19 protein-coding genes and 2 pseudogenes are annotated in these 21,949 nt (G+C 52.5%); 19 read left to right on the top strand and 2 right to left on the bottom strand.

Features of this window, described 5'->3' with window-relative positions:
* Positions 1–240 precede the first annotated feature (240 nt).
* Both C1H69_RS24450 and C1H69_RS16780 read left to right on the top strand, forming a co-directional pair.
* Complete coding sequence (locus tag C1H69_RS24450; protein ID WP_338066183.1) at positions 241–696, top strand: glutathione S-transferase family protein; 456 nt, start codon at positions 241–243, stop codon at positions 694–696.
* Between the two features lie 169 nt (positions 697–865).
* Entirely contained in the window at positions 866–1,549 is a 684-nt protein-coding gene (locus C1H69_RS16780) for a DNA-3-methyladenine glycosylase I (RefSeq protein ID WP_102654535.1), read from the top strand.
* Between the two features lie 46 nt (positions 1,550–1,595).
* On the opposite strand, the gene fabF is transcribed toward C1H69_RS16780, so the two are convergent.
* Positions 1,596–2,861, bottom strand: coding sequence for a beta-ketoacyl-ACP synthase II (fabF, locus tag C1H69_RS16775; protein ID WP_102654534.1), 1,266 nt, complete (start codon positions 2,859–2,861; stop codon positions 1,596–1,598).
* Between the two features lie 91 nt (positions 2,862–2,952).
* Between fabF and C1H69_RS16770 the strand changes: the two genes are divergently transcribed.
* The 12 genes and pseudogenes from C1H69_RS16770 to C1H69_RS16715 all read left to right on the top strand — a co-directional run bounded on the left by C1H69_RS16770 (position 2,953) and on the right by C1H69_RS16715 (position 16,842).
* Positions 2,953–3,597 carry a TetR/AcrR family transcriptional regulator gene (locus C1H69_RS16770; RefSeq protein WP_102654533.1) on the top strand — a complete coding sequence of 215 codons (645 nt, stop codon included), beginning with the start codon at positions 2,953–2,955 and terminating at the stop codon, positions 3,595–3,597.
* A gap of 207 nt (positions 3,598–3,804) precedes the next feature.
* Complete coding sequence (gene katG / locus C1H69_RS16765) at positions 3,805–6,003, top strand: catalase/peroxidase HPI (RefSeq protein ID WP_102654532.1); 2,199 nt, start codon at positions 3,805–3,807, stop codon at positions 6,001–6,003.
* A gap of 387 nt (positions 6,004–6,390) precedes the next feature.
* A pseudogene (locus C1H69_RS16760) lies at positions 6,391–6,609 on the top strand (DUF1294 domain-containing protein); the annotation flags it as partial.
* A gap of 321 nt (positions 6,610–6,930) precedes the next feature.
* Entirely contained in the window at positions 6,931–8,547 is a 1,617-nt protein-coding gene (locus C1H69_RS23880; RefSeq protein ID WP_205738522.1) for a hypothetical protein, read from the top strand.
* A 145-nt stretch (positions 8,548–8,692) separates the two neighbouring features.
* Positions 8,693–9,685, top strand: coding sequence for a hypothetical protein (locus C1H69_RS16750; protein WP_102654531.1), 993 nt, complete (start codon positions 8,693–8,695; stop codon positions 9,683–9,685).
* 113 nt (positions 9,686–9,798) lie between these two features.
* Entirely contained in the window at positions 9,799–11,430 is a 1,632-nt protein-coding gene (locus C1H69_RS16745; protein WP_102654530.1) for a TIGR04141 family sporadically distributed protein, read from the top strand.
* 126 nt (positions 11,431–11,556) lie between these two features.
* Positions 11,557–11,847: a YciI family protein gene (locus C1H69_RS16740; protein ID WP_102654529.1), complete on the top strand. Its 291-nt coding sequence runs from the start codon at positions 11,557–11,559 to the stop codon at positions 11,845–11,847.
* A gap of 14 nt (positions 11,848–11,861) precedes the next feature.
* On the top strand, positions 11,862–12,122 hold the full coding sequence (locus tag C1H69_RS16735) for a hypothetical protein (protein WP_102654528.1): 261 nt from the start codon (positions 11,862–11,864) through the stop codon (positions 12,120–12,122).
* Positions 12,123–12,239: 117 nt separating this feature from the next.
* Positions 12,240–14,000: a retron Ec67 family RNA-directed DNA polymerase/endonuclease gene (locus C1H69_RS16730; protein ID WP_102654527.1), complete on the top strand. Its 1,761-nt coding sequence runs from the start codon at positions 12,240–12,242 to the stop codon at positions 13,998–14,000.
* Positions 14,001–14,105: 105 nt separating this feature from the next.
* On the top strand, positions 14,106–14,573 hold the full coding sequence (locus C1H69_RS16725) for an OsmC family protein (RefSeq protein ID WP_102654526.1): 468 nt from the start codon (positions 14,106–14,108) through the stop codon (positions 14,571–14,573).
* A gap of 120 nt (positions 14,574–14,693) precedes the next feature.
* Positions 14,694–16,268, top strand: coding sequence for a transposase (locus C1H69_RS16720; protein WP_102654525.1), 1,575 nt, complete (start codon positions 14,694–14,696; stop codon positions 16,266–16,268).
* Between the two features lie 205 nt (positions 16,269–16,473).
* On the top strand, positions 16,474–16,842 hold the full coding sequence (locus tag C1H69_RS16715; RefSeq protein WP_102654524.1) for a hypothetical protein: 369 nt from the start codon (positions 16,474–16,476) through the stop codon (positions 16,840–16,842).
* Positions 16,843–16,945: 103 nt separating this feature from the next.
* Here the strand turns inward: C1H69_RS16715 and C1H69_RS16710 are convergent, their stop codons facing one another.
* Positions 16,946–17,509, bottom strand: a complete 564-nt coding sequence (locus C1H69_RS16710; protein ID WP_102654523.1) for a hypothetical protein — start codon at positions 17,507–17,509, stop codon at positions 16,946–16,948.
* Between the two features lie 299 nt (positions 17,510–17,808).
* On the opposite strand from C1H69_RS16710, the gene C1H69_RS16705 reads away from it, so the two are divergent.
* From C1H69_RS16705 to C1H69_RS16690, 5 genes and pseudogenes are all read left to right on the top strand, one after another.
* Positions 17,809–18,162 (top strand): hypothetical protein, encoded by a 354-nt coding sequence (locus C1H69_RS16705; protein ID WP_102654522.1) that lies wholly within the window; start codon positions 17,809–17,811, stop codon positions 18,160–18,162.
* A 77-nt stretch (positions 18,163–18,239) separates the two neighbouring features.
* Entirely contained in the window at positions 18,240–18,611 is a 372-nt protein-coding gene (locus C1H69_RS24630; protein WP_422666906.1) for a transposase, read from the top strand.
* Positions 18,596–19,420 (top strand): annotated as a pseudogene (locus C1H69_RS16700) (IS3 family transposase); the annotation flags it as partial. The gene C1H69_RS24630 and the pseudogene C1H69_RS16700, both read left to right, overlap by 16 nt.
* Positions 19,421–19,525: 105 nt before the next feature.
* Positions 19,526–20,050, top strand: a complete 525-nt coding sequence (locus C1H69_RS16695; RefSeq protein WP_102654520.1) for a hypothetical protein — start codon at positions 19,526–19,528, stop codon at positions 20,048–20,050.
* Between the two features lie 139 nt (positions 20,051–20,189).
* Positions 20,190–21,761 (top strand): transposase, encoded by a 1,572-nt coding sequence (locus tag C1H69_RS16690; RefSeq protein ID WP_102651582.1) that lies wholly within the window; start codon positions 20,190–20,192, stop codon positions 21,759–21,761.
* The last annotated feature ends 188 nt before the right edge of the window (positions 21,762–21,949 follow it).

Genomic DNA, 21,949 nt, shown 5'->3' with positions numbered 1-21,949 from the left:
CTGGCACTACTCTGGAAGATGAAAGAGGCTTTGAGTTGGAAGGTGGCGAATAGAGGTCGTGATAGTTTTTGGTGGCTTGACCCCGCTGCTAACGTGACCCACCGAACTGATACTCGTACCCCGGGTTGCTTCCATACCTGAATTCAAGCAATAAGCGCAGCACCTACGGTTTTCAGTGCTCCTGAGTACTCTCCTAGGAACACCTGTGCCGGTGTCCGATGACAGCTCCACTCGGTCACCGTGCCAAGTCTCCGCCCAGTGGAACTTGCCCTGATTAAGGCGGCAAGCCACAGAACTAGATGCCCAGGCCATCATGAATCAGCACCTTCATGCAGTTGCCTCGCCGGTTGGCGAACAGGTAGGCGTAGTGCGGCCGGGCAGAGCTGGTGTGCCGAGCACTTCACCCATCAGCCTTTCGGGCAGGTACCGTGGTTGACCGACGGCGACCTCACGATCTTCGAGAGCGGCGCGATCCTGCTGCACCTGGGCGAGCGTAGCGATGCGCTGATGCCAACCGATCCGCATCGACGCAACGAGGTGATCGAATGGCTGTTCGCGGCGCTCAACTCGGTCGAGATGGCGAGCCTGCCTTGGTCCCTGTTCATGTTCACAGGCGATACCGAAGTCACGCCAGGCAGGCAAATGCTGGATAAGTTCCTCAACAATTGCCCTCAACGAAATGGCTGGTTACGGTAAGCCGAAAGCCACTGAAGATGGGCCCCATTGAAGGTGATGCGAACCTTCATCGATCTTGCCGGATAGGGACGATAGCATGTCTGGATCTTCGCGATCTTCTTGTCCCAATGGGCTGCGCACCCGGCAAAGCCCAGTACCTGCGTATAAATCCGAAAAAAATGAGACAAGCATGACTCTTGACTACCGCTGGCTTTACGACACAGTACGCAAGCGTTTTGAATCTGACGAAGCCATGAAAGCTTTCCTGCCCAAGGCACTTGCTCCTGAAGAGCTGAAGCGGAAGGGGGATGATCGCTATCTTTCTGCCATGAGCCAGCGGGTATTTCAGGCCGGTATGCAACATTCGGTGGTCGATGCCAAGTGGCCTGCCTTTGAAGAAGTCTTCTGGGGCTTCGTGCCCGAGACAATGGTGTTACTCAGCCCAGAGCAAATCGAAGGTTATATGAGAAATGATCGAATCATCCGTCATCGCACCAAGCTGCAGAGCATCCCTAAAAATGCCCAATTCATTCTGGATATTCGCCAGGAACAGGGCGGCAGTTTTGGCGAGTTCATTGCCGACTGGCCGAGCGCTGACATCATCGGCTTATGGCGTTTACTGGCCAAACGCGGCGCCCGCCTAGGTGGACGCTCGGCTGCCGGATTTTTACGTTTGGTCGGAAAAGATACTTTTTTATTGACCAGCGATGTGGTTGCACGTCTGATGGCCGCAGGCATCATTGACCATGCCCCCACCAGTCAGCGCGATATGCAAGTCGTACAGGGCGCTTTCAATGAGTTGCAGCAGGATTCAGGAAGGCCGTTGTGTCAGCTATCGGCCATGCTGTCGTTGAGTATCAATCCGAGGTTTTGAGGCACGCTGGCCGATCGAACGTGGCTACCAGTAGCTCAAGGTAGCGCTACACCTTGCTCACGATCAGTGCGGCATTCACCCCACCAAAACCGAAGCCGTTGCACAGTACGTGCTGGCTGCGATGTTCGCGCATTGCACCTGAGACGATGTCCAGGTCGTGCAGGTCCTCGTCGCGGTTCTCCAGGTTGAGGGTAGGGGGCAGGCGGCCATGCATTACCGCAAGAGCGGAGAAGATGCTCTCCACGCCGCCGGCCGCACCGAGCAGATGGCCGGTGGCCGACTTGGTGGCGGAGATCGGAATGCCGGCAAGGGTGTCGCCGAAGGCGTTGCGCAGCGACGCGATCTCGGCCCGGTCGCCTACCGGCGTCGAGGTTGCATGGGCATTGATATGATCGATCGCCTCGGGAGTTAGCCCCGCCATCCGCAGCGCGGCCCGAATGGCCGCCGCGGCACCGCCGCCGTCTTCCGGGCCGGCAGTGATGTGGTGGGCATCCGCACTGGTGCCGTAGCCGCTGAGAATGGCCAGCGGCGTTGCTCCGCGCGCCTCGGCGTGGGCCAGGGATTCGATCACCAGCAGCCCCGCGCCTTCCCCCATGACGAAGCCGTTGCGCGCCTGGTCGAAGGGTCGCGACGCCTTGGCGGGGTCGTCCTGCTCGGTGGAGAGCGCCTTCATGGCATGGAAGCTGGCCAGCGAGAGCAGGTCGATACAGGCTTCGGCGCCGCCCACCAGGGCCACCTCGGCCTCGCCACTGCGGATCATGCGCATGCCGTCGCCGATGGCCTGCACGCCAGCCGCACAGGCGGTCACGGGGCAGCCAATCGGCCCGCGCAAGCCATAGCGGATCGACACGTTGCCCGCCGCCAGGTTGGCCAAAAAGGCCGGCACGGTGAAGGGGGAGAGCCGACGGTGGCCGCGCGTCGACAGGGTGTTCTGCGCCTGGGTGATGGTGGGAAAGCCGCCGATGCCGGAACCCACGATGGTGGCGGTGGCCAGTCGGTCCGCATCGCTTTCTGGGAACCAGTTGGCCTGGGTCAGCGCCTCTTCGGCGGCGGCCATGGCGTAGAGACTGAACAGCTCCAGCTTGCGACGCTCCTTGGCGCCGGCAATGCGGTCCGGGTCGAGGCCGGCTTCCGGGTCGTCGGCGATGCCGGGCACCGAGCCCGCCACCTTGATCGGCAGCTCGCCGGTATCGAACCGGGAGATCGGGGAAATACCGGAACGGCCGGTGAGAAGGCGTTCCCAGCCTGCCTTGACGCCGCAACCAAGGGGGCTGATCATGCCCATGCCGGTGATGACGAGCGGTGATTGCATGGTAAATTCCTGAACGGCTTGGGGTTGTGCCACGCTATCACCGGGCTTGATATGATCAAGATAATATTCAGCGGGGGAGTGTGAGGTCGCCATGCCTGACTCGACGAGCCGAAAGGCCAAATCGCGCGAGCGCATCCTCAAGTCGGCCATCGAGCTGTTCAGCCGCCAAGGTTTCGAGAAGGTCTCCATCGGCCAGATCATGAAGCTGGCCAAGATGACCCACGGCGCCTTCTATGCCCACTTCGCCTCGAAGGAAGCGCTCTACCACGCCTCGGTGCGGGAAACCCTGGAGAGCAGCCGCGCGGCCCGGCTGGTCAAGGGGCCGCTCTCGGTGAAACACCTGACGGAGCTGGTCGCCAACTGCTGGAATCTCCAGGAGCTGGAACGCAAGTGCAAGCCGGGGCCCGAGTCGGTGCTGTTCAACGAGATCGGCAACGAGAACGCCGAGATCCGCACGTTGTTCGAAGCCTCCTACCTGCGCATGAAGAAGATGCTGGAAACTCGGCTCATCGCCCTGAGCCGCCTGAAGAAACTGCCCTTCGAGCCCGACCGCGAGATCATCGCCGACAAGTCCCGCGCCATTCTCGCTTCCCTGGTGGGCGCCGTGGCCATCGCCAAGAGCCTGCCCGGCGAGCAGGAGCGTCAGCACATCCTCAACGCCGCCCAGCGCAACATCCTGCGGATGCTCGGCGTCAACGAGAGCGAGCTGGAAAGCATGCTGGATGCCACGGGGTAGGGGCAGAGCTGTCAGCCGTTCGATCGCCTGGGCTGCTCCCATAGCTTGTTCCTATCGAGGCGAAAGCCTCCCTTCAGCTTGACGGCATCGGTCCTGAATCCTTCACTGTAGTTTGACGGCTTATAGGAATTCTCAATGCCTTCGGCATAGGGCCGGAAGGTGTTTATAACAATGCCCTGTAGGCCACTTTTAGCCGAGGAGAATACCGTGACCGATCAAAAGCCTACACGCCCGGAGTGGGCTGCGCGCACCACGCCCCGTCTGCAGGGCAACGAGCACTGGTGGCCCGACCAGCTCACCCTCAACGTACTGCACCAGAAGCACCCCGACGCCAGCCCGTTCGGTGCCGACTTCAGCTATGCCGAGGCGTTCTCGCAGCTCGACGTCGACGAACTTTGCGCCGATCTCGATGCCTTGATGACCGACTCGCAGGAGTGGTGGCCCGCCGACTGGGGCCACTACGGTCCGTTCTTCATTCGCATGTCGTGGCACGCGGCCGGCACCTACCGCGCGATCGACGGTCGCGGCGGCGGTGGCACCGGCGCCCAGCGCTTCGCCCCACTCAACAGCTGGCCCGACAACGGCAACCTGGACAAGGCGCGCCGGCTGCTGTGGCCGATCAAGCAGAAGTACGGCGAGAAGATCTCCTGGGCCGACCTGCTCGTGCTCGCCGGCAACCGCGCGCTCGAGACGATGGGCTTTCGCACCTTCGGTTTCGGCTTCGGCCGCGCCGACATCTGGGCGCCCGAGGATGACATCTACTGGGGCCCCGAGACCGAGTGGCTGTCGACCAACGATGACCGCTACACCGGCAGCTGGGAAGACGGCAGCCGCGTGCTCGACAACCCGCTCGCCGCGGTGCAGATGGGGCTCATCTACGTCAACCCGGAGGGCCCCAACGGCGTTCCCGACGCGATGAAGTCTGCCCAGGATGTACGCGAAACCTTCGCCCGCATGGGCATGAACGACCGCGAGACCGTCGCCCTGACCGTGGGCGGCCACACCTTCGGCAAGATGCATGGCAACGGGCCAGCCGATGCCGTCGGCGAAGCGCCCGAGGGTTCGAAGGTCCACGAACAGGGCTTCGGCTGGGCGAACAAGAACGAGACCGGCCTCGGTGAGTACACGGTGACCTCGGGGCTCGAGGGTGCCTGGACCCCGACGCCGACCCAATGGGACCACTCCTATCTCAATACCATCTTCGCCCACCAATGGGAGGTCAAGAAGTCGCCGGCGGGCGCCAATCAGTGGGAGCCGGTCGAGGTCAAGGAGGGATTCTGGGTGCCCGACGCCCATGTGGAAGGCAAGAAGAACCCGCCAGTGATGAACACCGCCGACATGGCGATGATCACCGATCCCGCCTACCTCGAGATATCCAAGGAGTTTCACCAGAACCCGGACGTGCTCGCCGACGAGTTCGCCCGTGCCTGGTACAAGCTGCTGCATCGCGACATGGGCCCGCGCGCCCGCTACCTCGGCCCGCAGGTGCCCAATGAGTCTCTCGTGTGGCAGGACCCGGTGCCCGAGCACCAGGGACCGCTGGTCAACGAGCAGCAGACCGCCACGCTCAAGCAGCAGATCGCCGAATCCGGCCTCACCGCCAAGCAACTGGTGGGCACCGCCTGGGCCTCGGCCTGCACCTACCGCCAGACCGACCACCGCGGCGGCGCCAACGGCGCGCGCATCCGCCTCGAGCCGCAGGCCGACTGGGACATCAACGTGCGCTCCGGCGTGCCCGAGGTGCTCGACCGGCTCGAGCAGATCAGAGGCGCCTCCGAGGCCAACATCTCGCTGGCGGACATGATCGTGCTGGGCGGCAGCGTCGGGGTCGAAATGGCAGCGAGAGCGGCCGGCCACAACGTCACGGTGCCGTTCACCCCGGGCTGCACCGACGCGACCCAGGAGATGACCGAGGTGGATACCAACGCCTACCTCGAGCCGAGGCACGATGCGTTCCGCAACTACATGCAGCCCCAGGTGACGTCCATCCCGGCCGAGCACCTGATGATCGACCGGGCGTTCATGCTGAACCTCAGCGTACCGCAGATGACGGCGCTCCTTGGCGGCATGCGGGCCATCGGCGTCAATGTCGGTGACAGCAACGATGGCATCCTTACCGACCGCCCCGGCCAGCTCACGAACGACTTCTTCGTCAACCTCATCGACATGGGCACCGTATGGGAGCCGCTCGACGAGAGTGAGGAACGCTTCGAAGGCCGTAACCGCGCCACCGGCGAGAAGAAGTGGACCGCGACACGCGTCGATCTCATCTACGGCTCCAATTCGCAGCTACGCGCCATCGCCGAGGAGTACGCCGCCAACGGCGGCGAAGAGCGCATGATCGACCGCTTCGTGAAAGGGTGGGTCAAGGTCATGGAGAACGACCGCTTCGACCTGCACCGCTGAACGACAGGCCCGCGGCGGTAATGCGGGCCAGCTTGTGACACGAACCCCGAAGGTGGGATTCCCGCCTTCGGGGTTTTTTCTGTTCATCTCATGCTTTCGTTGGCATTGCCCTCAACGTAATGCTTGGTTACGGTAAGTAAAAAGCCGCAGAAGACGGCTTAGGCTCTGCCCGAAAACTGGCTGCGCTCGCCGATTTTTCAAACAAAGCCTTGCAACCAAGCCGTACACAGGGATGCCGCATTAGGGATGATGGAAATGATCATCCCTTCTGCCAGCAGGGCGGTAGCGTGCCCTGACCCCCAACTCCCCACCTGACAAAATCAGTCCTGTTTACCTTCTTCAGTAAGGCCCACCACCTGACTCGAGACAGACAGAGCAGACCGAAGGCGCAGCAGACGCACACCAGAAGCCACGCTGCTCTTCGCAGGTTTGATCGGTGGCTGGCCCGGCGCGCTGGTAGCACAGCGGTTGTTTCGGCACAAAACCAGGAAGCAGCCGTTTCAGGTCATGTATTGGTGTGGGGTTGTGGTGAATTGTGGGGTGGTTGGGTGGCTTGTTTATACAGGAGAGGCAGCGAGCGTTTGGGCTGGTTTGGGGTTCGGTTAACAGTAACCAGGGCTGTGGCGCGTCATGACCTTTTCTGCATCCCGCTATATTAGTTAATACGCATACAGTATATTGGTACCGGCAAAGCGCGCATGCGTGCGAATTCTGCATAGGTGGCCGAGCTATACTTAGGTGCGAGAGAAATCAACGAGTTGGAAGAAAGGAAGCGCGTCAGATAGTATTGTTGAACGCGCAGGATGTTCATTCAATATCAGGACGCGCAGTCCAATCACTGTTGGGCGACAAGGACAACCTGTGCCAGAGTTGGAGCGATCTGGTAGAAGAATGACAGATTCACGTGGGGAGCTGGGGAGATCGTAGATGCTTGTCTATGCGAACGAAATCGAGATTGTTGGAAACAACCCGGCGCTCCAAGTACTGAGGGGCATATCCGGGTGGCTGGCCGAAAAACTGGATGAGCGACTGGTAATCCGCGACGTAACTACGCCGGGAGAGCGCACTGGTGGCAAGCCAAGAGCTTGGCTGCGGATCGATAGAGCCAACGCAGACAACTTTAGGCTGTATTCATGGGTGCTCAAGCACTCCGACCCAGAAGTTACTGGCCGGCAATGGGTTACGGAACTGGGGCTGAAAGATGAAGATGGCGGATCAGCACATTTTTCATGCGTTGTCTACACCGAAGAACAAAGCATTTTAGTTTCCGAACCCGTGCAGGCCAGCCGCCCACGTGTCGTTAAGTTCATTTTTTCCAATGTGCAGAATGAGTCTGATGTCCAATTTGCGCCCGGCTGCATCGGCTCCCATTTAAAGTGGGTTGGAGACGATACCGACTCATATCGCGGACTTCTGGCAGACATCAACGCGGCGAATCGAAATTATCCATTGGTGCTTGTCAGTCCTGATAACGAGGGGAAGTACGTTGTCGATCCACAGCGGCTTCAAGACATGTTGTTTGGCTTGGCCCAGGTCGTTGGCGCGACGAGCGGCTTCAATAGCTACGACATGGCTGAGACTCTAGGTCGCGAATATTCCGCTTGGGCTGGAGCCATCAATATTATTCGGGTGCCACATCGAGATGGGAAGGTTTTCACGCACCGAATCCTACCCAGGGACATCCCGGTAGAGCTGGATACGGAGCATAAGAAGGACAGTCTCGTACTAGGGCGAGTCAGTCATAACACCAATATTCCGAGGCAAAGGAACAGAATTCGGCCAGAGGGCGTAAGAAACTTATCGGCGAAACTTCGACTAGAGAAGCGCATCGCTGGTTTGGCTGAAAAGCCTGATGATGCGCTACGCGATGAGCTGGCGATGGTTTACGAAGAGCTTTCTCAGTTAAGTGGTGAATTGGAACAGGCGCAGCAGGAGAAAGAAAGCCTAGAGTTCAGCCTTTTAGAGAATGAAGAGCAGGTCCAAGATCTTGAAAAGCAAATAAAGCAAAACGCCTATCTGAACAGCCAGAGAAGCGACGTTCCCGCAGATTTTGGCGAGGATGAGGAAATAGTCAATCTCCTAATTGGCGTTGCTGCGGACACAAAGGGACCAACACCAGAAGAATGCCTAAACCTGCTGGCGAAAGTTTACCCGAGACGACTAGTAGTTCTTCCGTCGGCCATAGAGAGCGCTAGGCAAGTTAGTTCGTTTTCTCAGAACCGGAGGCTGCTCGATATGCTGAGCAGACTCGTTACGGAATATTTGCCCGCTTACATGCAAGGTGGAGATGCGGCGGCGCGTTCTACTTTCACGAACAACGAATTTGCCGCACGGGAATCAGACACCGTGGTCAACAATAAACAATATCTAGCATATCGGGTGTTTGACGTCGATGGGCGCGAAGTCGAGATGCTAAAGCACCTGAAAGTGGGAGTAGCTGACGACCCTAAGTCGACGATTAGGGTGCATTTCGAGGTGGATCAAAAGTCCAAACGCGTAATCATCGGCCATTGCGGTACGCATCTTCCTCTTCCCGGAAGGTAAACGGGTCGGTGTTGCCGCCCAACAATCCGCTGCAGACGGACGTACCGAAAAGTCACGCATTCTGCAAGATGAAGAGCAGAATGCGCGCCTTTTCGGCACGCCGCTGAGCTTGGCGTTGGGCAATACCGGGGGCGATTTGCGCACAATGGACATAAAGACTCTTGCACGGGCCGTCAATTCAGAATCCAGCGCGTATTCGGTGGGCGGGTTGCAGGAGTTGCGGACAACACTGAAAGGCTTGAAACGAATTCCTGGCTCAGCAATCTTCAGCTCCCAGACTACATTCGATGATTGGGCCTTCCACCATGGCGGTCGGTCTGAGCTTCAATTCAACATTGGTTCGGAACAGGTTGGAGGCGTTGCTATTACTCGCTATGGAGTAGCTTTCTCCTTTGAGACAAGCCGCTCGCTCCCAACGATCGACGTCTTGGTGCCGAAGGTAGCCTTGTTCAACGAATACATACGCACTAATCTTGACCTCCTGTCCGGCTTTGAGATGTGGCACTTCCAAAATGGAGTTCGGTCGGCAAATCGTATGCCCACACCCATATCGGCCGATCTAGTAGACGGTGGGACGTTTGTCTTCCTCGGTGCATATTCGTCGTCGGGGACAGTCAGCGCCAGTGAGGTTCTTTCAGCATTTGATAGGTTGCTCCCACTCTATCGCTTCGTGGAAGGTGGTGGTGTGCCAGCCCAAACAACGAGCAAATTCGCGTTCCGTCCTGGCAATGCTTCAAAAAAGTCTCGCGCTATCGGAAACTCGACTGAGCGGGCACTTTCTATTGATCTCAGACACAACGACATGCAGGAAACGTTGTATCGAGAGCTTTGCGAAGAATTTGGTTCAAGCAACGTTGGCACCGAAATTCCCAGTGGCACAGGGGGGCGGATCGATGTCGTTTCGCGCGACGAGCATGGTTATACTTTCTACGAGATTAAGGTGGGGTGCTCCGTTCAGGGCATCATCAGGGAAGCAGTCGGCCAGCTTATGGAGTATTCGCTATGGCCCGGCGCGAAGCTGCCAACGGAGATTGTCATAGTTGGTGAGCCGGAGCTTGGTGAATCAGGTCACGCGTATTTGAAAGCTTTGAATAAGGGGCTTCCAATCCCCCTGTCCTACAAACGGCTGATAGTTTGATGACTATGTTGCCCAACAAGGCGCTCCAGCCGACCGCCACCCCGCTACGCGGGTCGACGGCGGCTGAGCTTCAGCGTTAGCTGCCAGAGCGATTTGGAAGTAAGGGATTGCTTATGAGAAAGACCAAAACAAGAAAAGAGAAGTTGTCTATATATCTTGCAAAACCAGGAGTGGGAAGCGATGCATCCAAGGTGATTAACCTTGAAAACTCCAAGCCGCCCATCGAAATGGAGGTTCAAGGGTTGGAAACAACACTCTACGTTAAAAAAGAACCTCCGAAGCCCCCGCCTCCTTGGACAAGGCTGTTTACAGAACATCAGGAACTTCCAGATGATTTATTCGGTAGTAGAAGGGCAGTAGGCGCAGCATTCGTTGCAAATCTTAAAGACAAGTTGTTTATATTGACCTTCGGAACAGGCTTTCACCTTGTAAAAAACGAAGCTATCGAGAGAGACTTCGGTCTTAGGGTTACACTTAACTCTGTTGATCCGGATAAGCTGAGAAGCCTCGACAAAGCCAACTATGATCACAATCCGTTAAACTCAAGAACGCAGAGTTCAATTGACCTGGGTGTCTTTGATCTTGATGTCGACTCTGAGATGGATATGTTATATGCGGTCACGGGGGCATCAAGAGTTCCCGTGTTTGGTTCACACGTAACAGGAAGAGACGCATTAACTCTTGTGCTAGACATCAATCTAAAAGAGTTGAAGGATGTTCTTTTAGAAGCCTTAAACAAATACGAAGAAGACTTGCCAAAGGAGTTTGAATGGGTCGAGAACATTCAAAGGGTCAAAGATAAAGAGCTTTTAGAAGTTCTCGACTTAGAATTAGATGATGTTTTGTCTAAGAGTGAATTCCAGAAAATGTGGATTGGCGAGCCAGAAATCGTTGATTGGGAAAATCAAATAGGCTATTCCTTCGATCTCTACCAGAAAACACCAAGGCACGTTGTATTAAAAATTGAAGACTTGGTTCAGTATTTTAAAAATAAAGGCATCTCTTTAACAACCGAAAACCTAAAGCTTCAGACGGTCCACATCAATGATAACGAGTACAATTCAATTAAAAAATGGTCGGCTTATCGGTGTTTGTATGCGGAGGTTTCGGCTGGAAAAGAACAATATATTCTTAGAAACGGACAGTGGTATATAGTCAACAGCAACTTTGTGGAGTATATCGATAAGTATCTGGAAGGATTCGACCCATACAATTTTGAATTTCCAGTTTATTCGCATGACCGGGAGGAAGACTACAATGATTTTGTCACCGGTAAACATGATAATATTGAGCTCATGGATAAGAAATTTGTAAAAATTGGCGGCCCTTATGACAAACTTGAGTTTTGTGATCTGATCAGGGACTCATCCGAGCTAATCCATGTGAAGTATTATAGAAGCTCCTCTACATTAAGCCATTTGTTCTCCCAGGGTTTTGTTGCATCAGAAGCATTTATCAGCGACTCGGGTTTCAGAAAACGGTTAAATGAAAAACTACCCGATTCCACAAAGCTTAAATGTACTGATAGCAGGCCTGATCCCAGTAGCTACAGAATTGTTTATGCAATTGCAACCAATAAATCTGTACCGAAAGAGTTGCCATTTTTTTCCAAAGTCACACTTAAGAATGCTTTAAAGACTCTGAAAACGTTAAACTATAAGGTCTCTGTTACTGCGATAAAGGTTGACCCTTTGCTAGAGGTGAAGAAAAAAGGAAAACCAGCAAAAAAGAAGAAGCTAACATGACCACGGATTTGCAGCTAACCAAATGCTGCACACGGAAAAAATTTACGCTGCGCTACAATTTTTCCGGTGAGCACAGCGTTAGGGCTATGGGGGAATCCCCGCGAATTGATAGAAGGAGCAATTGATATGTTTGTAATTCAACTCAAGTTTTCAACGAACAAAGCCAATGCCAGCCAATTCATGGATGGTCACAATGCTTGGCTAAAAGATGGCTTTGCCAAAGGTACGTTCCTGCTGGCTGGCACCATTCAGCCTAAGTTGGGAGGAGCTATACTTGCTCACAATTCAACACTTGAGCAAATTCAGGCAATAGTCGAAGAAGACCCATTCGTTGTTGAAGGCGTCGTAACCGCAGAGATCATCGAAATCACGCCTTCCAAGGCAGCCCCTCAGTTGGAGTTTTTGTTGCAACAGTGAGTGGAGGAAAATCTATGAGTATCATCATTCCCGGTTCGGGCAGAAGCCTCGCAGTAAGCCCTAACAATCGGCTGTTGTCGCCCCTTCGGGGCTGGGACGGCCTTTCCGCCGCTTCGCGGCTACAAGTCCGCCCCAAAGCCGAGCGTTATACGGCCATCAGCATCGAGTACACCTCCAATTTTAAGGAAAAATCCTATTTGCAATTTTATTTCCCAATTGGTAGATTCAACACGTGGCTTATGGGTAGATTTTGGATCGCGTATCGCGATCAGTGAAAAAATTGTCCGAATGGATTGCCCTTTGAACAATATGTCATATCTTAAATGTTCCTTGACGTTTGCAAAAGAGTACCCATAAGCCACCCCTTCTAACTTCTGTTTCAAGAAAATATAATGAGTAAACTAGAAGCACTTCGTAAAATAAAAACGAAGCATGAACTTGCTACATTACTAGGAATTAAGACTTCAGTATTAACATATACTCTATATGTTTTAAAACCTGACACCCAATATTCCAGTTTTACTTTGAAAAAGAGATCGGGTGGAGAGCGTACAATATTTGCACCATCTGAGCGGCTAAAAAGCATACAGTCAACCCTCTCAGAACTCTTACAAGATTGTCGTGATGAAATCAACAATAAAAAACAAGATGATGGTAAGTTTAATTCCACCTTATCTCACGGTTTTGTTAGGAGGCACTCTATAATCACGAACTCAATGATGCATCTAAATCAAAAAAACGTTTTAAATATAGATTTAGAGAATTTTTTTGATTGCTTCAACTTCGGTCGTGTAAGGGGTTTTTTCATCGCAAACAATAACTTTAAACTTGATCCTCATATTGCTACTGTAATTGCACAAATTGCATGTCATAACAATAAACTTCCTCAAGGCAGCCCTTGCTCACCAACAATCAGCAATTTAATTACTCACTCTCTAGATATTCAACTAGCAAACTTAGCACGTACCTATTCATGCAGATATACAAGATATGCTGATGATATCACGATTTCGACTAGAGAGAATCTATTTCCAAGAAAAATCATGCGCCATGAAGACGGGAAATTCATTGCTGGAAAACGGTTAAGGAGAGAAATCAAAAGAGCTGGATTTACAATAAACGAGAAAAAAACACGAATCCAATATAGGGATTCAAGGCAAGATGTTACAGGACTAGTTGTAAACAAAAAGCCTAACATTAAGAGTGAATACTGGAGAACAGTTAAGTCGCAATGCCATGCCTTATTTAGCACGGGATCATTTAAGGACAAGGAAAATGGCGAGTTTATAGATGGAAATGAAAAAATATTAGAAGGTAGACTTAACTTTATAGACCAAATAGATCGATTTAATCGTCTCCGTCAAAAAACGCCTCTAAACCCAGATTATGCACTTGCAAAGTATGGATATGATACCAGCAAGCAATTGAGCGGAAGAGAACGAACCTTTAGTCGTTTCTTATATTACAGGTTTTTCTATGGTAATAAATTTCCAACCATCTTATGTGAGGGAAAAACCGATAATGTCTATTTAAAGTGTGCGATTCATATGTTGACAAGCGGTTATCCTCAACTCGCAAAAGAAAAAACAGAAACAGAGCCTTATAAATTATTACTCACCTTTCTTAAATACACAAAACGTACACGATTCCTGCTCCAGTTACATGGAGGAACCTCATATCTGAGCTTTTTCATAAATTCATTTGATAAACATTACAATTTTTACAAGGCCCCGAAACCAAATAATCCTGCAATCATTATTGCGGATAATGACTCTGGCTTTAGCAGTATTGAGTCCAAGCTAAGGAAGATAGACTCAGCGAAAGGATATCATGGCAAAAAAGCTGGGAAGAACTATAGACAAGCTGAATTTATTCACGTGGTACACAATTTATACATTGTGTTAACCCCTACTACAAAAACAAATAAAGAAACAGCAATTGAAGATTTATTTGATAGCTCAACCAGGAAAATCCAAGTTTCAGGAAAGTCTTTCAATCCAAGTAACGATATGAACAATGACACCGAATATGGAAAAGAAGTATTTGCTAAAAAGGTCATTCAGGCTCAAAAAGGTTCAATAAATTTCAATGGATTTAAACCTCTATTGAACAGAATAGTTGCCGCAATGAACCATTACGACGCAATCAAATAGGAAATCTGGCTAATTAGTTTCAGCCGTATAACAAGTAAATCCAGGTGACGCCTACGGCGCACCTGATTTAGGCGTTAAGCATAATTCACCCAATAAGGAGAGGTAATGTCAAAGTACTACGCATTGATAAAGTGGAATCGCGTTGAAGACGAAGAGTTTATTGACAATAAATACAGCCGTGGCCATATCTGGGAATTTGACGGAGGTGTTAGCGTACCAGCATCTTCATCACCCCATGTAGTACCTCCTCCATATTCTGTTGATGCCAATGTTGATCCTGAAGAAGCATTTGTGGCCTCTTTGTCGAGTTGTCATATGCTCTTCTTCCTATCAATCGCTGCCAAGAAAAGATATGTAGTTGAAAGCTATATCGACGATGCTGTAGGTATCATGGAAAAAGATGGATCAGGAAAAATATCCATGACCAAGGTTACTCTTCGTCCAAAAGTCGTGTTTTCAGGTGACCGTATCCCGTCAAGGGATCAGCTTGAGAAAATTCACCATTTTTCTCATGAGCAATGTTTTATTGCTAACTCTGTAAAAACAGAGGTAACCACTGAAATCAATGCTTAACAAGCAAAGGCAGCCGACGCCAAACAGCGGCGCGGCTGCTTTGGGCGTTGAGCCTGTAGAAAAACCCCGCTGACGGCTAAGTTTTGGTAGGATCGAGAAAACAGACGAGGAGTGGTCAGCATGCCGCGCTTCAAGCCTTATAACCACGATCAAAATGCCATGGTGGTGATCAACTACCAAGATCAACTCCAACCCGGCACCTTTGAGCACGCAGTGCATTACCTGATCGAGCATAAACTCGACTTATCCGTTTTCCATCCCCAGTACCGCAACGATGCGATCGGCCGGCTGGCCTATGATCCGGCTATCTTGTTGAAGATCATCCTGTTTGCCTACTCCAAAGGCATCACCTCCAGCCGTGAAATTCAGTGGTGCTGCGAGACCAATATTATTTTTAAAGCCCTTTCTTGCGATACCGTTCCCCACTTCACCACACTGGCCAGCTTCGTCAGTCGCCATGCCGATGAGATTGAAGCGCTGTTCGAACAAGTGCTGCTGGTGTGCCACGAACAAGGCTTGCTGGGTAACGAACTCTTTGCCATTGACGGCTGCAAGATGTCCTCCGATGCCTCTAAGGAATGGTCGGGTACGTTCAAAGAATTGGGAGAGAAACGGGAGAAACTGAGAGGCCTGATTCGGCATCACCTACTGGAGCACTACGCGCGTGATGAAGCTGAGACGGAAGCCGATCTGGATAGGGATATCCGACGGGCCAAGACGATTCTCTCGCTAGATGCCGCCATGAACAAAGTGGATCGTTTCCTAAAGACGCACAGCCCAAGGATGGGCCGGGGGAAGCGAATCAAGGAAGTGAAGAGCAATCTGACCGATAACGAAAGTGCCAAAATGACGACAAGCAAGGGCACGATCCAGGGATATAACGGCGTAGCCACGGTGGATAAAAAGCACCAGATCGTCATTGACGCTCAAGCCTTCGGCGAAGGCCAGGAGCATCACACCCTGAAGCCAGTTCTGGAGCAGGTAGAAGCCCGTTTTAAGAAACTGGGCATTGCGGAAAACATCTACCAGAAAGGCACCGTCGTCACCGCGGATACTGGCTTTGCTAATGAAGCCAATATGAAGTACCTATACGAACAGCGGATCAACGGCTACATCCCCGATAATCAGTTCCGCAGCCGAGATCCGAAGTTCGCCGACCAGAAAGACAAATACGGCAAGCGCCATCAGAACCTGCCGGACAAAGGCTGGCGAGAGACGATGCCAGCCAGCGCGTTCCAATTTGATCCTGTAAAGCTAACGTGTATTTGCCCAATCGGCGAAAAACTGTCCTATCGCGGGCAACGAGAAACGGACAATGGCAAGATCCGGGTACACTTTGAAGGGCGCTTGCTACAATGTCGGCACTGCTCAAAGAAATACCGATGCATGCAGAACCCGCGCTCGGCCGACCATCGCAACGGTGCAGGGCGACAAGTGTCTTTTATTATCGAGAACAAGCGCTTACCCAATTATACCGACTGGATGAAACACCGAGTTGATAGCCCGAAGGGCAAAGAAATTTACAGCCATCGTATGTCTGTCGTGGAACCCGTCTTTGGCAACCTTGGCACGACGAAAAGACTGAACCGCTTCAGCCTTCGGGGTAAGAAAAAGGTGCAAGGTCAGTGGCAGCTCTACTGCTTGGTGCACAATATTGAGAAGTTAGCGAATTACGGTAACTTAGCCGCGTCCTGAAGGGCTTAGAGTGGGATAAGTTGCTTTCTAAGAGCCAAAGGCCGACTTAAACAAGCTTTAGCTGGGCGCTCAAGTGGCTAAATGCCGATATTAAGATGACTCAGCCAGATGACTGGCTGAGTAAGTAAATTAGGACGAGAGGCGGTGGAGACGACTCGAAATCGGTTTTTTCTACAGCCTCGTTAAGCCGTAAAGGAGAATGTACATGCCGAAGAAGGCTTCAGATATCTTTAACGAAACAAACTACGTTTTCGCCTCAAAAGGTGATTTCAAGGACGCATTTCCTGAAATTCAGGAAATGTCCATTCATGTTACAGAGTTAGAAAGCCTAATCTGGATGAAAGAGCAGGCGACACATTACCTCACCGTAGAACACCCTGGCGGTGAATACATTGATTGCACCAATCCATCGTGTGACGGTGGTGGTTTTTCAATGGGTAATGTTTTACGCGAAGCGGTAAACAGCAAGGAAGAAGAAATAGAAAAAAGCATTACTTGCCAGGGCAGCGAAACCACCGGAAGGCGATGTATGCATGCGTTCAAAATCAGTGGTTCTGTCAAGTACAGGGCTTAACAAGCGCATGTTGGCGGACTGGTTTTTCGCTGCGCTTCAAACCAGCCGCAAATGCGGGCGTTAGGCCCCCACGTCTGCAATGGTTATGAGGGCCAAAGAGGGTTTAGTCAGAGCACTCACTTAAGCGTGGATGTGAATATGATCGTGAGGGCAGCAAAAACGTTTCAATTTTTTTCGTTATTACATCATGATCAACGAGGGCACGCCCTTGCCAAAACCACATCCAACGAAATGCCTCGTCCATGTCATGAATAATGTAAAGAGGCTCTCTCAACGACTCACGAATAAGTTCTATCACCCATGCGGGGTTCATTTGAGATGGGGCTCTCAACTCGTAGCCTTCGTCGTCCCATGCAACCCAGTGGCTATAATAGCTATATTGGAAAGAATCATGCATCGTCACAAAATAGTAGCTTCTACGCGAGTCGGCTGGCCTTGATTTACAGAGTTCTCTACCCTTGTTCTGCCAGTTACGGAGTTCCTCTTTGAATTTAAGGAAGAGTGCATCGTAGTTCTCGTAGCCATACTTACGCGAAACCAGATTAAGGTAAAATTTATGATTTCGGTCTTTATTGTTGGTTCTGCGCAGTTTCTTGGCTTCGCTCTTGACGAGCTTAAGCTGCTGTGACGCGGGGAGTTCTTGACGGGAAATGTACTTAGTAGGCATAGCTATTCCTTACACAATTGTCCGCCGCAGCCCGCTTACGACGCAAGTATAAGGTCAACTATGTCAATTTTTGGAGCTACAGTGTTTGCACTTTGGTCAGCGGGCGACTCAGGCACCTGTTCACGTGCCTAAGCAGCATTTTTGACCATGTTGCCGATCGTGTCAACCACGGATGTGGGCCTAACCAGCAGCAGCAAGCGGACAGTTTGCTCCACGGCGCAATTGTGTTTCCGTTTCACTACAACACAATTCCACCGCTCCACAAACTGCCGTTGTGCTGAACGTTAGGGGGCTATGAGATGCCAAAGGTGATGATTGTTCCAGAAACAGACGAGTACGCACTCGACGTTTCGCACTCGAACACGGTTTGGGTTACCAAAGCACTTGGTACGCCACGCCTCGACGAGCATCACGCGCCCTACTTGGCGCCACTTTGGCTCAAAGCTCCTTCTGGCGTGACTCGCATCTATCACATCCTTGGCGTCAAAGACATTGGGCACGCCACAGAAATATCTCTCGGCAACTCATTCATACTCCCAGAATCTTGGGATGCGCCTGGACAGCGCCGACGCTTTGAGTACAGAGATCTGTCAGATTTCGGATTTGTGGAGATCAAGCAGGGGCTGCTGTTGCATATCGGTGGCGCCCCCTAACAATTCATTCAAGCCGACGCTGTACTTCCCCCACTCTAGTGGACACGCATCGATAACTCCCAGATAGGAGAGACCCGATGCCTGAGATGATCACGGGGAAGAAAACACAGCGGTACAGCACTGAGTTCAAAGTCAAGGCAGTTGAATGGAGCCATCAAGCCCACCGGAGCGTCAAAGGGGTTGCCGAAGCGCTGGATATTCACCCCTTCATGCTGTCACGCTGGCGAAAGGAATACCGAGAGGGACAGTTCGCCATGAAACGGGTCAAGAAAGCCCCAGCTGATGCTAAGCAGAAGATCCAGGAGCAGGATGAAGTCGCTCGCCTGAAGCGCCGCGTATCGGAGCTTGAGGAGGAGAATGACATCCTAAAAAAGTTTCAACGTTTTCAGGCAGAGGAACGACGGAAGCGTTCCGGTTCGTCTGGAAACACCGAGGACAGTACGAGGTAAAGGCGCTGTGTCGCCACCTGAACATCTCTCGGTCTGGCTACTACACCTGGGCAAACCGGAAGCCCAGCCAGAGAGCCGCTGAAAATGCAGATCTGCTGTTGAAGGTCCGCAGGGTCTACAACGACAGCAAGGGCCGTTATGGCAGTCCTCGGGTTTATCAGGCCCTGCGCCGAGAAGGTCTTGTGGTGGGTGAGAACCGGGTGGCCAGACTGATGAGGGAGTGGGGTATGAAGGCCCGAGTCACGCGTGTCTATCGCCGCCTGAGCAAACGGCGGGATGATCTGAAAGCCCTGCCAAATTACCGGCTCGAGGCCAAAAAGCCGGTTGCGGTAAACCAGCAGTGGAGCAGCGACGTCACCTACATCAAGCTGGGCAAAAAATACGTGTTTCTGGCGGTGGTACTGGACCTATTCTCACGTCGAATCATCAGCTGGCGCTTGGGAGAGAGTCTGAGCGCAGACTTTGCCCGAGCTACCCTGCGTGAGGCCTTCACAAGCCGGAATCCAGCACCTGACCTGCTGTTCCATACGGATCGCGGCATCGAGTACCGGGCTCACAAGACCCAGGCGCTGCTGAATCATCACCGTGTACGGCACAGCATGAACCGCCCAGGACAGTGTACTGATAATGCCGAAGTGGAGTCGTTCTTCAAAACGCTGAAGGGAGAGTTGCTGCATGCCACCAGCTTCATGACGTTGCGTCAGTTACGCAAGCATATCAGGGACTATATTGATGGCTACTATAACAGCCATCGGCTGCACAGTGGCCTTGGTTACCGGACTCCGGTAGAGTTCGAGGAGGTTAACTGATGGGGCGTGTCCACTTTTCTGGGGGAAGTCCACTCCCTTCGGTCGCCGGACGCTCGTCCTCGCGCCGTTTATGGCGAGCATTATAAATTCGGGTGCCACAATTAAATGAACAGTATTTCGCCACAAATATTAGGGGCCATAATTGGCGCGTCGATTTCATTAGTTGCTGCTGTAATCGTGCTTATATTTACTAACAAGGCCCACGATAGAAGACAGGCCGCACAGCACGCATACGAACAAGATAAAGAAAATAAGAGACACAGACAAGCTAAGCTCGAGGACTGCTATTTAGCATTTTCCAGATGGGAAATCTGCTTTGCAGGTATTTACATCGGCATGATTGGTTATGTTAAGGGTGATTTCACAGAAGAGAGAGCATATGAGATTGTGAAACTAAAAACCCAAGGTGGCTCGAAAGAGCAAGCGGAGATGATCATCAATCTCCATTTTCCAAATTTAAAAGAGAAATATGATGCGACTCAGTCGGCTAGGGGGGAGATAGTTAAGTATTTTCCCCCAAATCCAAAAGGGAGCGGAGGTTTGAAAGGGTTCTACAGCGCACAAGAAAAATTTGAGGCTGCAGCTCAGCAACTCAAAGAGGCCATAAGAATTGAACTAGAAAATTTATAACAATAGGCATCACAGCGGCTGTTTCTCCGCCGCTTCGCGGCTCTAAACCGGCGCGTGTGCCGAGCGTTGAGGCTGTAGAAAAAGCCCGCAGCCCACGCCGTTTTGGTAGGATCAGGAAAACAGCCGAGGAGTGGTCAACATGCCCCGCTTCAAGCCCTACAACCATGATCAGAGCGCCATGGTAGTGCTCAACTACCAGGACCAGCTTCAGCCCGGCACTTTCGAGCACGCCGTCCACTACCTGATCGAACACAAGCTGGACCTGTCGGTTTTCCATCCCCAGTACCGCAACCACGATACGGGCCGGCTGGCCTATGCCCCCGCCATCCTGCTGAAGATCATCCTGTTCGCCTATTCCAAGGGAATCACCTCCAGCCGCGAGATGCAGTGGTGCTGCGAAACCAACATCATCTTCAAGGCGTTGTCCTGCGATACCGTCCCCCACTTCACCACCTTGGCGAAGTTCGTCAGCAGCCACACCGAGGAGATTGAAGCCCTCTTTGAGCAGGTGCTGCTGGTGTGCCATGAGCAAGGCCTGCTGGGCAACGAACTCTTTGCCATTGACGGCTGCAAGATGCCCTCGGATGCCTCGAAGGGGTGGTCTGGCACCTTCAAGGAGCTGGGCGAGAAGCGGGAGAAGCTGCGACGTCTGATTCGTCATCACCTGCTGGAACACTACGCGCGGGATGAAGCCGAGACGGAAGCCGAGCTTGATCGGGATATTCGTCGGGCCAAGACGATCCTCTCGCTAGATGCTGCCATGAACAAAGTCGACCGCTTCCTAAAGACGCACAGCCCAAGGATGGGCCGGGGGAAGCGGAGCAAGGAAGTGAAGAGCAACATCACGGATAACCAAAGCGCCAAGATGACCACCAGCAAGGGCACGATCCAGGGCTACAACGGCGTGGCCACGGTGGACAAGAAGCACCAAATCATCATCGATGCCCAGGCGTTTGGAGAGGGACAGGAACACCACACGCTGCAACCGGTACTCGAGAGGGTGAAGGCCCGCTTCAAGAAGCTGGGGATTGCTGACAACATCTACCAGCAAGGCACCGTCGTCACTGCTGATACGGGCTTCGCCAATGAGGCCAATATGAAGTACCTGCACGAACGACAGATCAATGGCTATGTGCCGGATAATCAGTTCCGTAGCCGGGACCCGAGGTTTGCCGAGCAGAAAGACAAGTACGGCAAGCGGCACCAGAACCTGCCAGACAAGGGATGGAAAGCCACCTTTCCGGCCAGTGAATTCCAATTCGACCCGGTCACCCTTAGCTGTATCTGCCCCAATGGGGAATCCCTGACCTACCGGGGGCAACGGGAAGCCGAGAATGGCAAGCTACGAGCACATTTCGAGGGGCGACTGCTGCAATGCCGGCACTGCCCCAAGAAGCACCGCTGCATGCAGAACCCCGCCTCGGCAAATCACCGCAACGGAGCTGGCCGACAAGTCTCCTTTACGATAAAGAGCGACGGACAACCGAGCTACACAGACTGGATGAAGCACCGAGTGGATAGCCAGCAAGGTAAGGAGATATATAGTCACCGAATGTCAGTGGTGGAGCCGGTATTCGGCAACATCGGCACTACGAAACGTTTGAACCGATTCGGGCTTCGTGGCAAGAAGAAGGTACAGGGTCAGTGGCAGTTATACTGCTTGATACATAACATTGAGAAGCTTGCCAATTATGGTCGGTTAGGCACGTGATAAAGGGGTTACAAGGCCTGAAGGTGGCCGCCAAATGCCGGTGATGAGAGCCTTTGGTATCACCAAGGAACCGAAATGGTCAGTTAGGTCCCTTGGTCAAGGAAATTGTCCGCTTGGTGGGCGGCACACAGAATAAGAAGACAGGCGGTGGGAGGGACTCAGAATCGAGTTTTTCTACAGCCTCGTTA

The sequence above is a fragment of the Billgrantia endophytica genome, assembly GCF_002879615.1.
Taxonomy (GTDB): Bacteria; Pseudomonadota; Gammaproteobacteria; order Pseudomonadales; family Halomonadaceae; genus Halomonas; species Halomonas endophytica.
Note: the sequence above shows the minus strand (reverse complement) of the source record. Positions and strands in the feature narration are given on the sequence as shown.

Excerpts from the sequence above, each read along its gene's own strand:
- C1H69_RS16730 (WP_102654527.1), top strand. The coding sequence starts at position 12,240 with ATGAGTAAACTAGAAGCACTTCGTAAAATAAAAACGAAGCATGAACTT.
- C1H69_RS16770 (WP_102654533.1), top strand. The coding sequence starts at position 2,953 with ATGCCTGACTCGACGAGCCGAAAGGCCAAATCGCGCGAGCGCATCCTC.
- C1H69_RS16750 (WP_102654531.1), top strand. The coding sequence starts at position 8,693 with ATGGACATAAAGACTCTTGCACGGGCCGTCAATTCAGAATCCAGCGCG.
- C1H69_RS16745 (WP_102654530.1), top strand. The coding sequence starts at position 9,799 with ATGAGAAAGACCAAAACAAGAAAAGAGAAGTTGTCTATATATCTTGCA.
- C1H69_RS16690 (WP_102651582.1), top strand. The coding sequence starts at position 20,190 with ATGCCCCGCTTCAAGCCCTACAACCATGATCAGAGCGCCATGGTAGTG.
- C1H69_RS16725 (WP_102654526.1), top strand. The coding sequence starts at position 14,106 with ATGTCAAAGTACTACGCATTGATAAAGTGGAATCGCGTTGAAGACGAA.
- C1H69_RS24630 (WP_422666906.1), top strand. The coding sequence starts at position 18,240 with ATGCCTGAGATGATCACGGGGAAGAAAACACAGCGGTACAGCACTGAG.
- C1H69_RS16715 (WP_102654524.1), top strand. The coding sequence starts at position 16,474 with ATGCCGAAGAAGGCTTCAGATATCTTTAACGAAACAAACTACGTTTTC.
- C1H69_RS16710 (WP_102654523.1), bottom strand. The coding sequence starts at position 17,509 with ATGCCTACTAAGTACATTTCCCGTCAAGAACTCCCCGCGTCACAGCAG.
- C1H69_RS16720 (WP_102654525.1), top strand. The coding sequence starts at position 14,694 with ATGCCGCGCTTCAAGCCTTATAACCACGATCAAAATGCCATGGTGGTG.
- C1H69_RS16705 (WP_102654522.1), top strand. The coding sequence starts at position 17,809 with ATGCCAAAGGTGATGATTGTTCCAGAAACAGACGAGTACGCACTCGAC.
- C1H69_RS16740 (WP_102654529.1), top strand. The coding sequence starts at position 11,557 with ATGTTTGTAATTCAACTCAAGTTTTCAACGAACAAAGCCAATGCCAGC.
- C1H69_RS16735 (WP_102654528.1), top strand. The coding sequence starts at position 11,862 with ATGAGTATCATCATTCCCGGTTCGGGCAGAAGCCTCGCAGTAAGCCCT.
- C1H69_RS23880 (WP_205738522.1), top strand. The coding sequence starts at position 6,931 with ATGCTTGTCTATGCGAACGAAATCGAGATTGTTGGAAACAACCCGGCG.
- C1H69_RS16780 (WP_102654535.1), top strand. The coding sequence starts at position 866 with ATGACTCTTGACTACCGCTGGCTTTACGACACAGTACGCAAGCGTTTT.
- fabF (WP_102654534.1), bottom strand. The coding sequence starts at position 2,861 with ATGCAATCACCGCTCGTCATCACCGGCATGGGCATGATCAGCCCCCTT.
- C1H69_RS16695 (WP_102654520.1), top strand. The coding sequence starts at position 19,526 with ATGAACAGTATTTCGCCACAAATATTAGGGGCCATAATTGGCGCGTCG.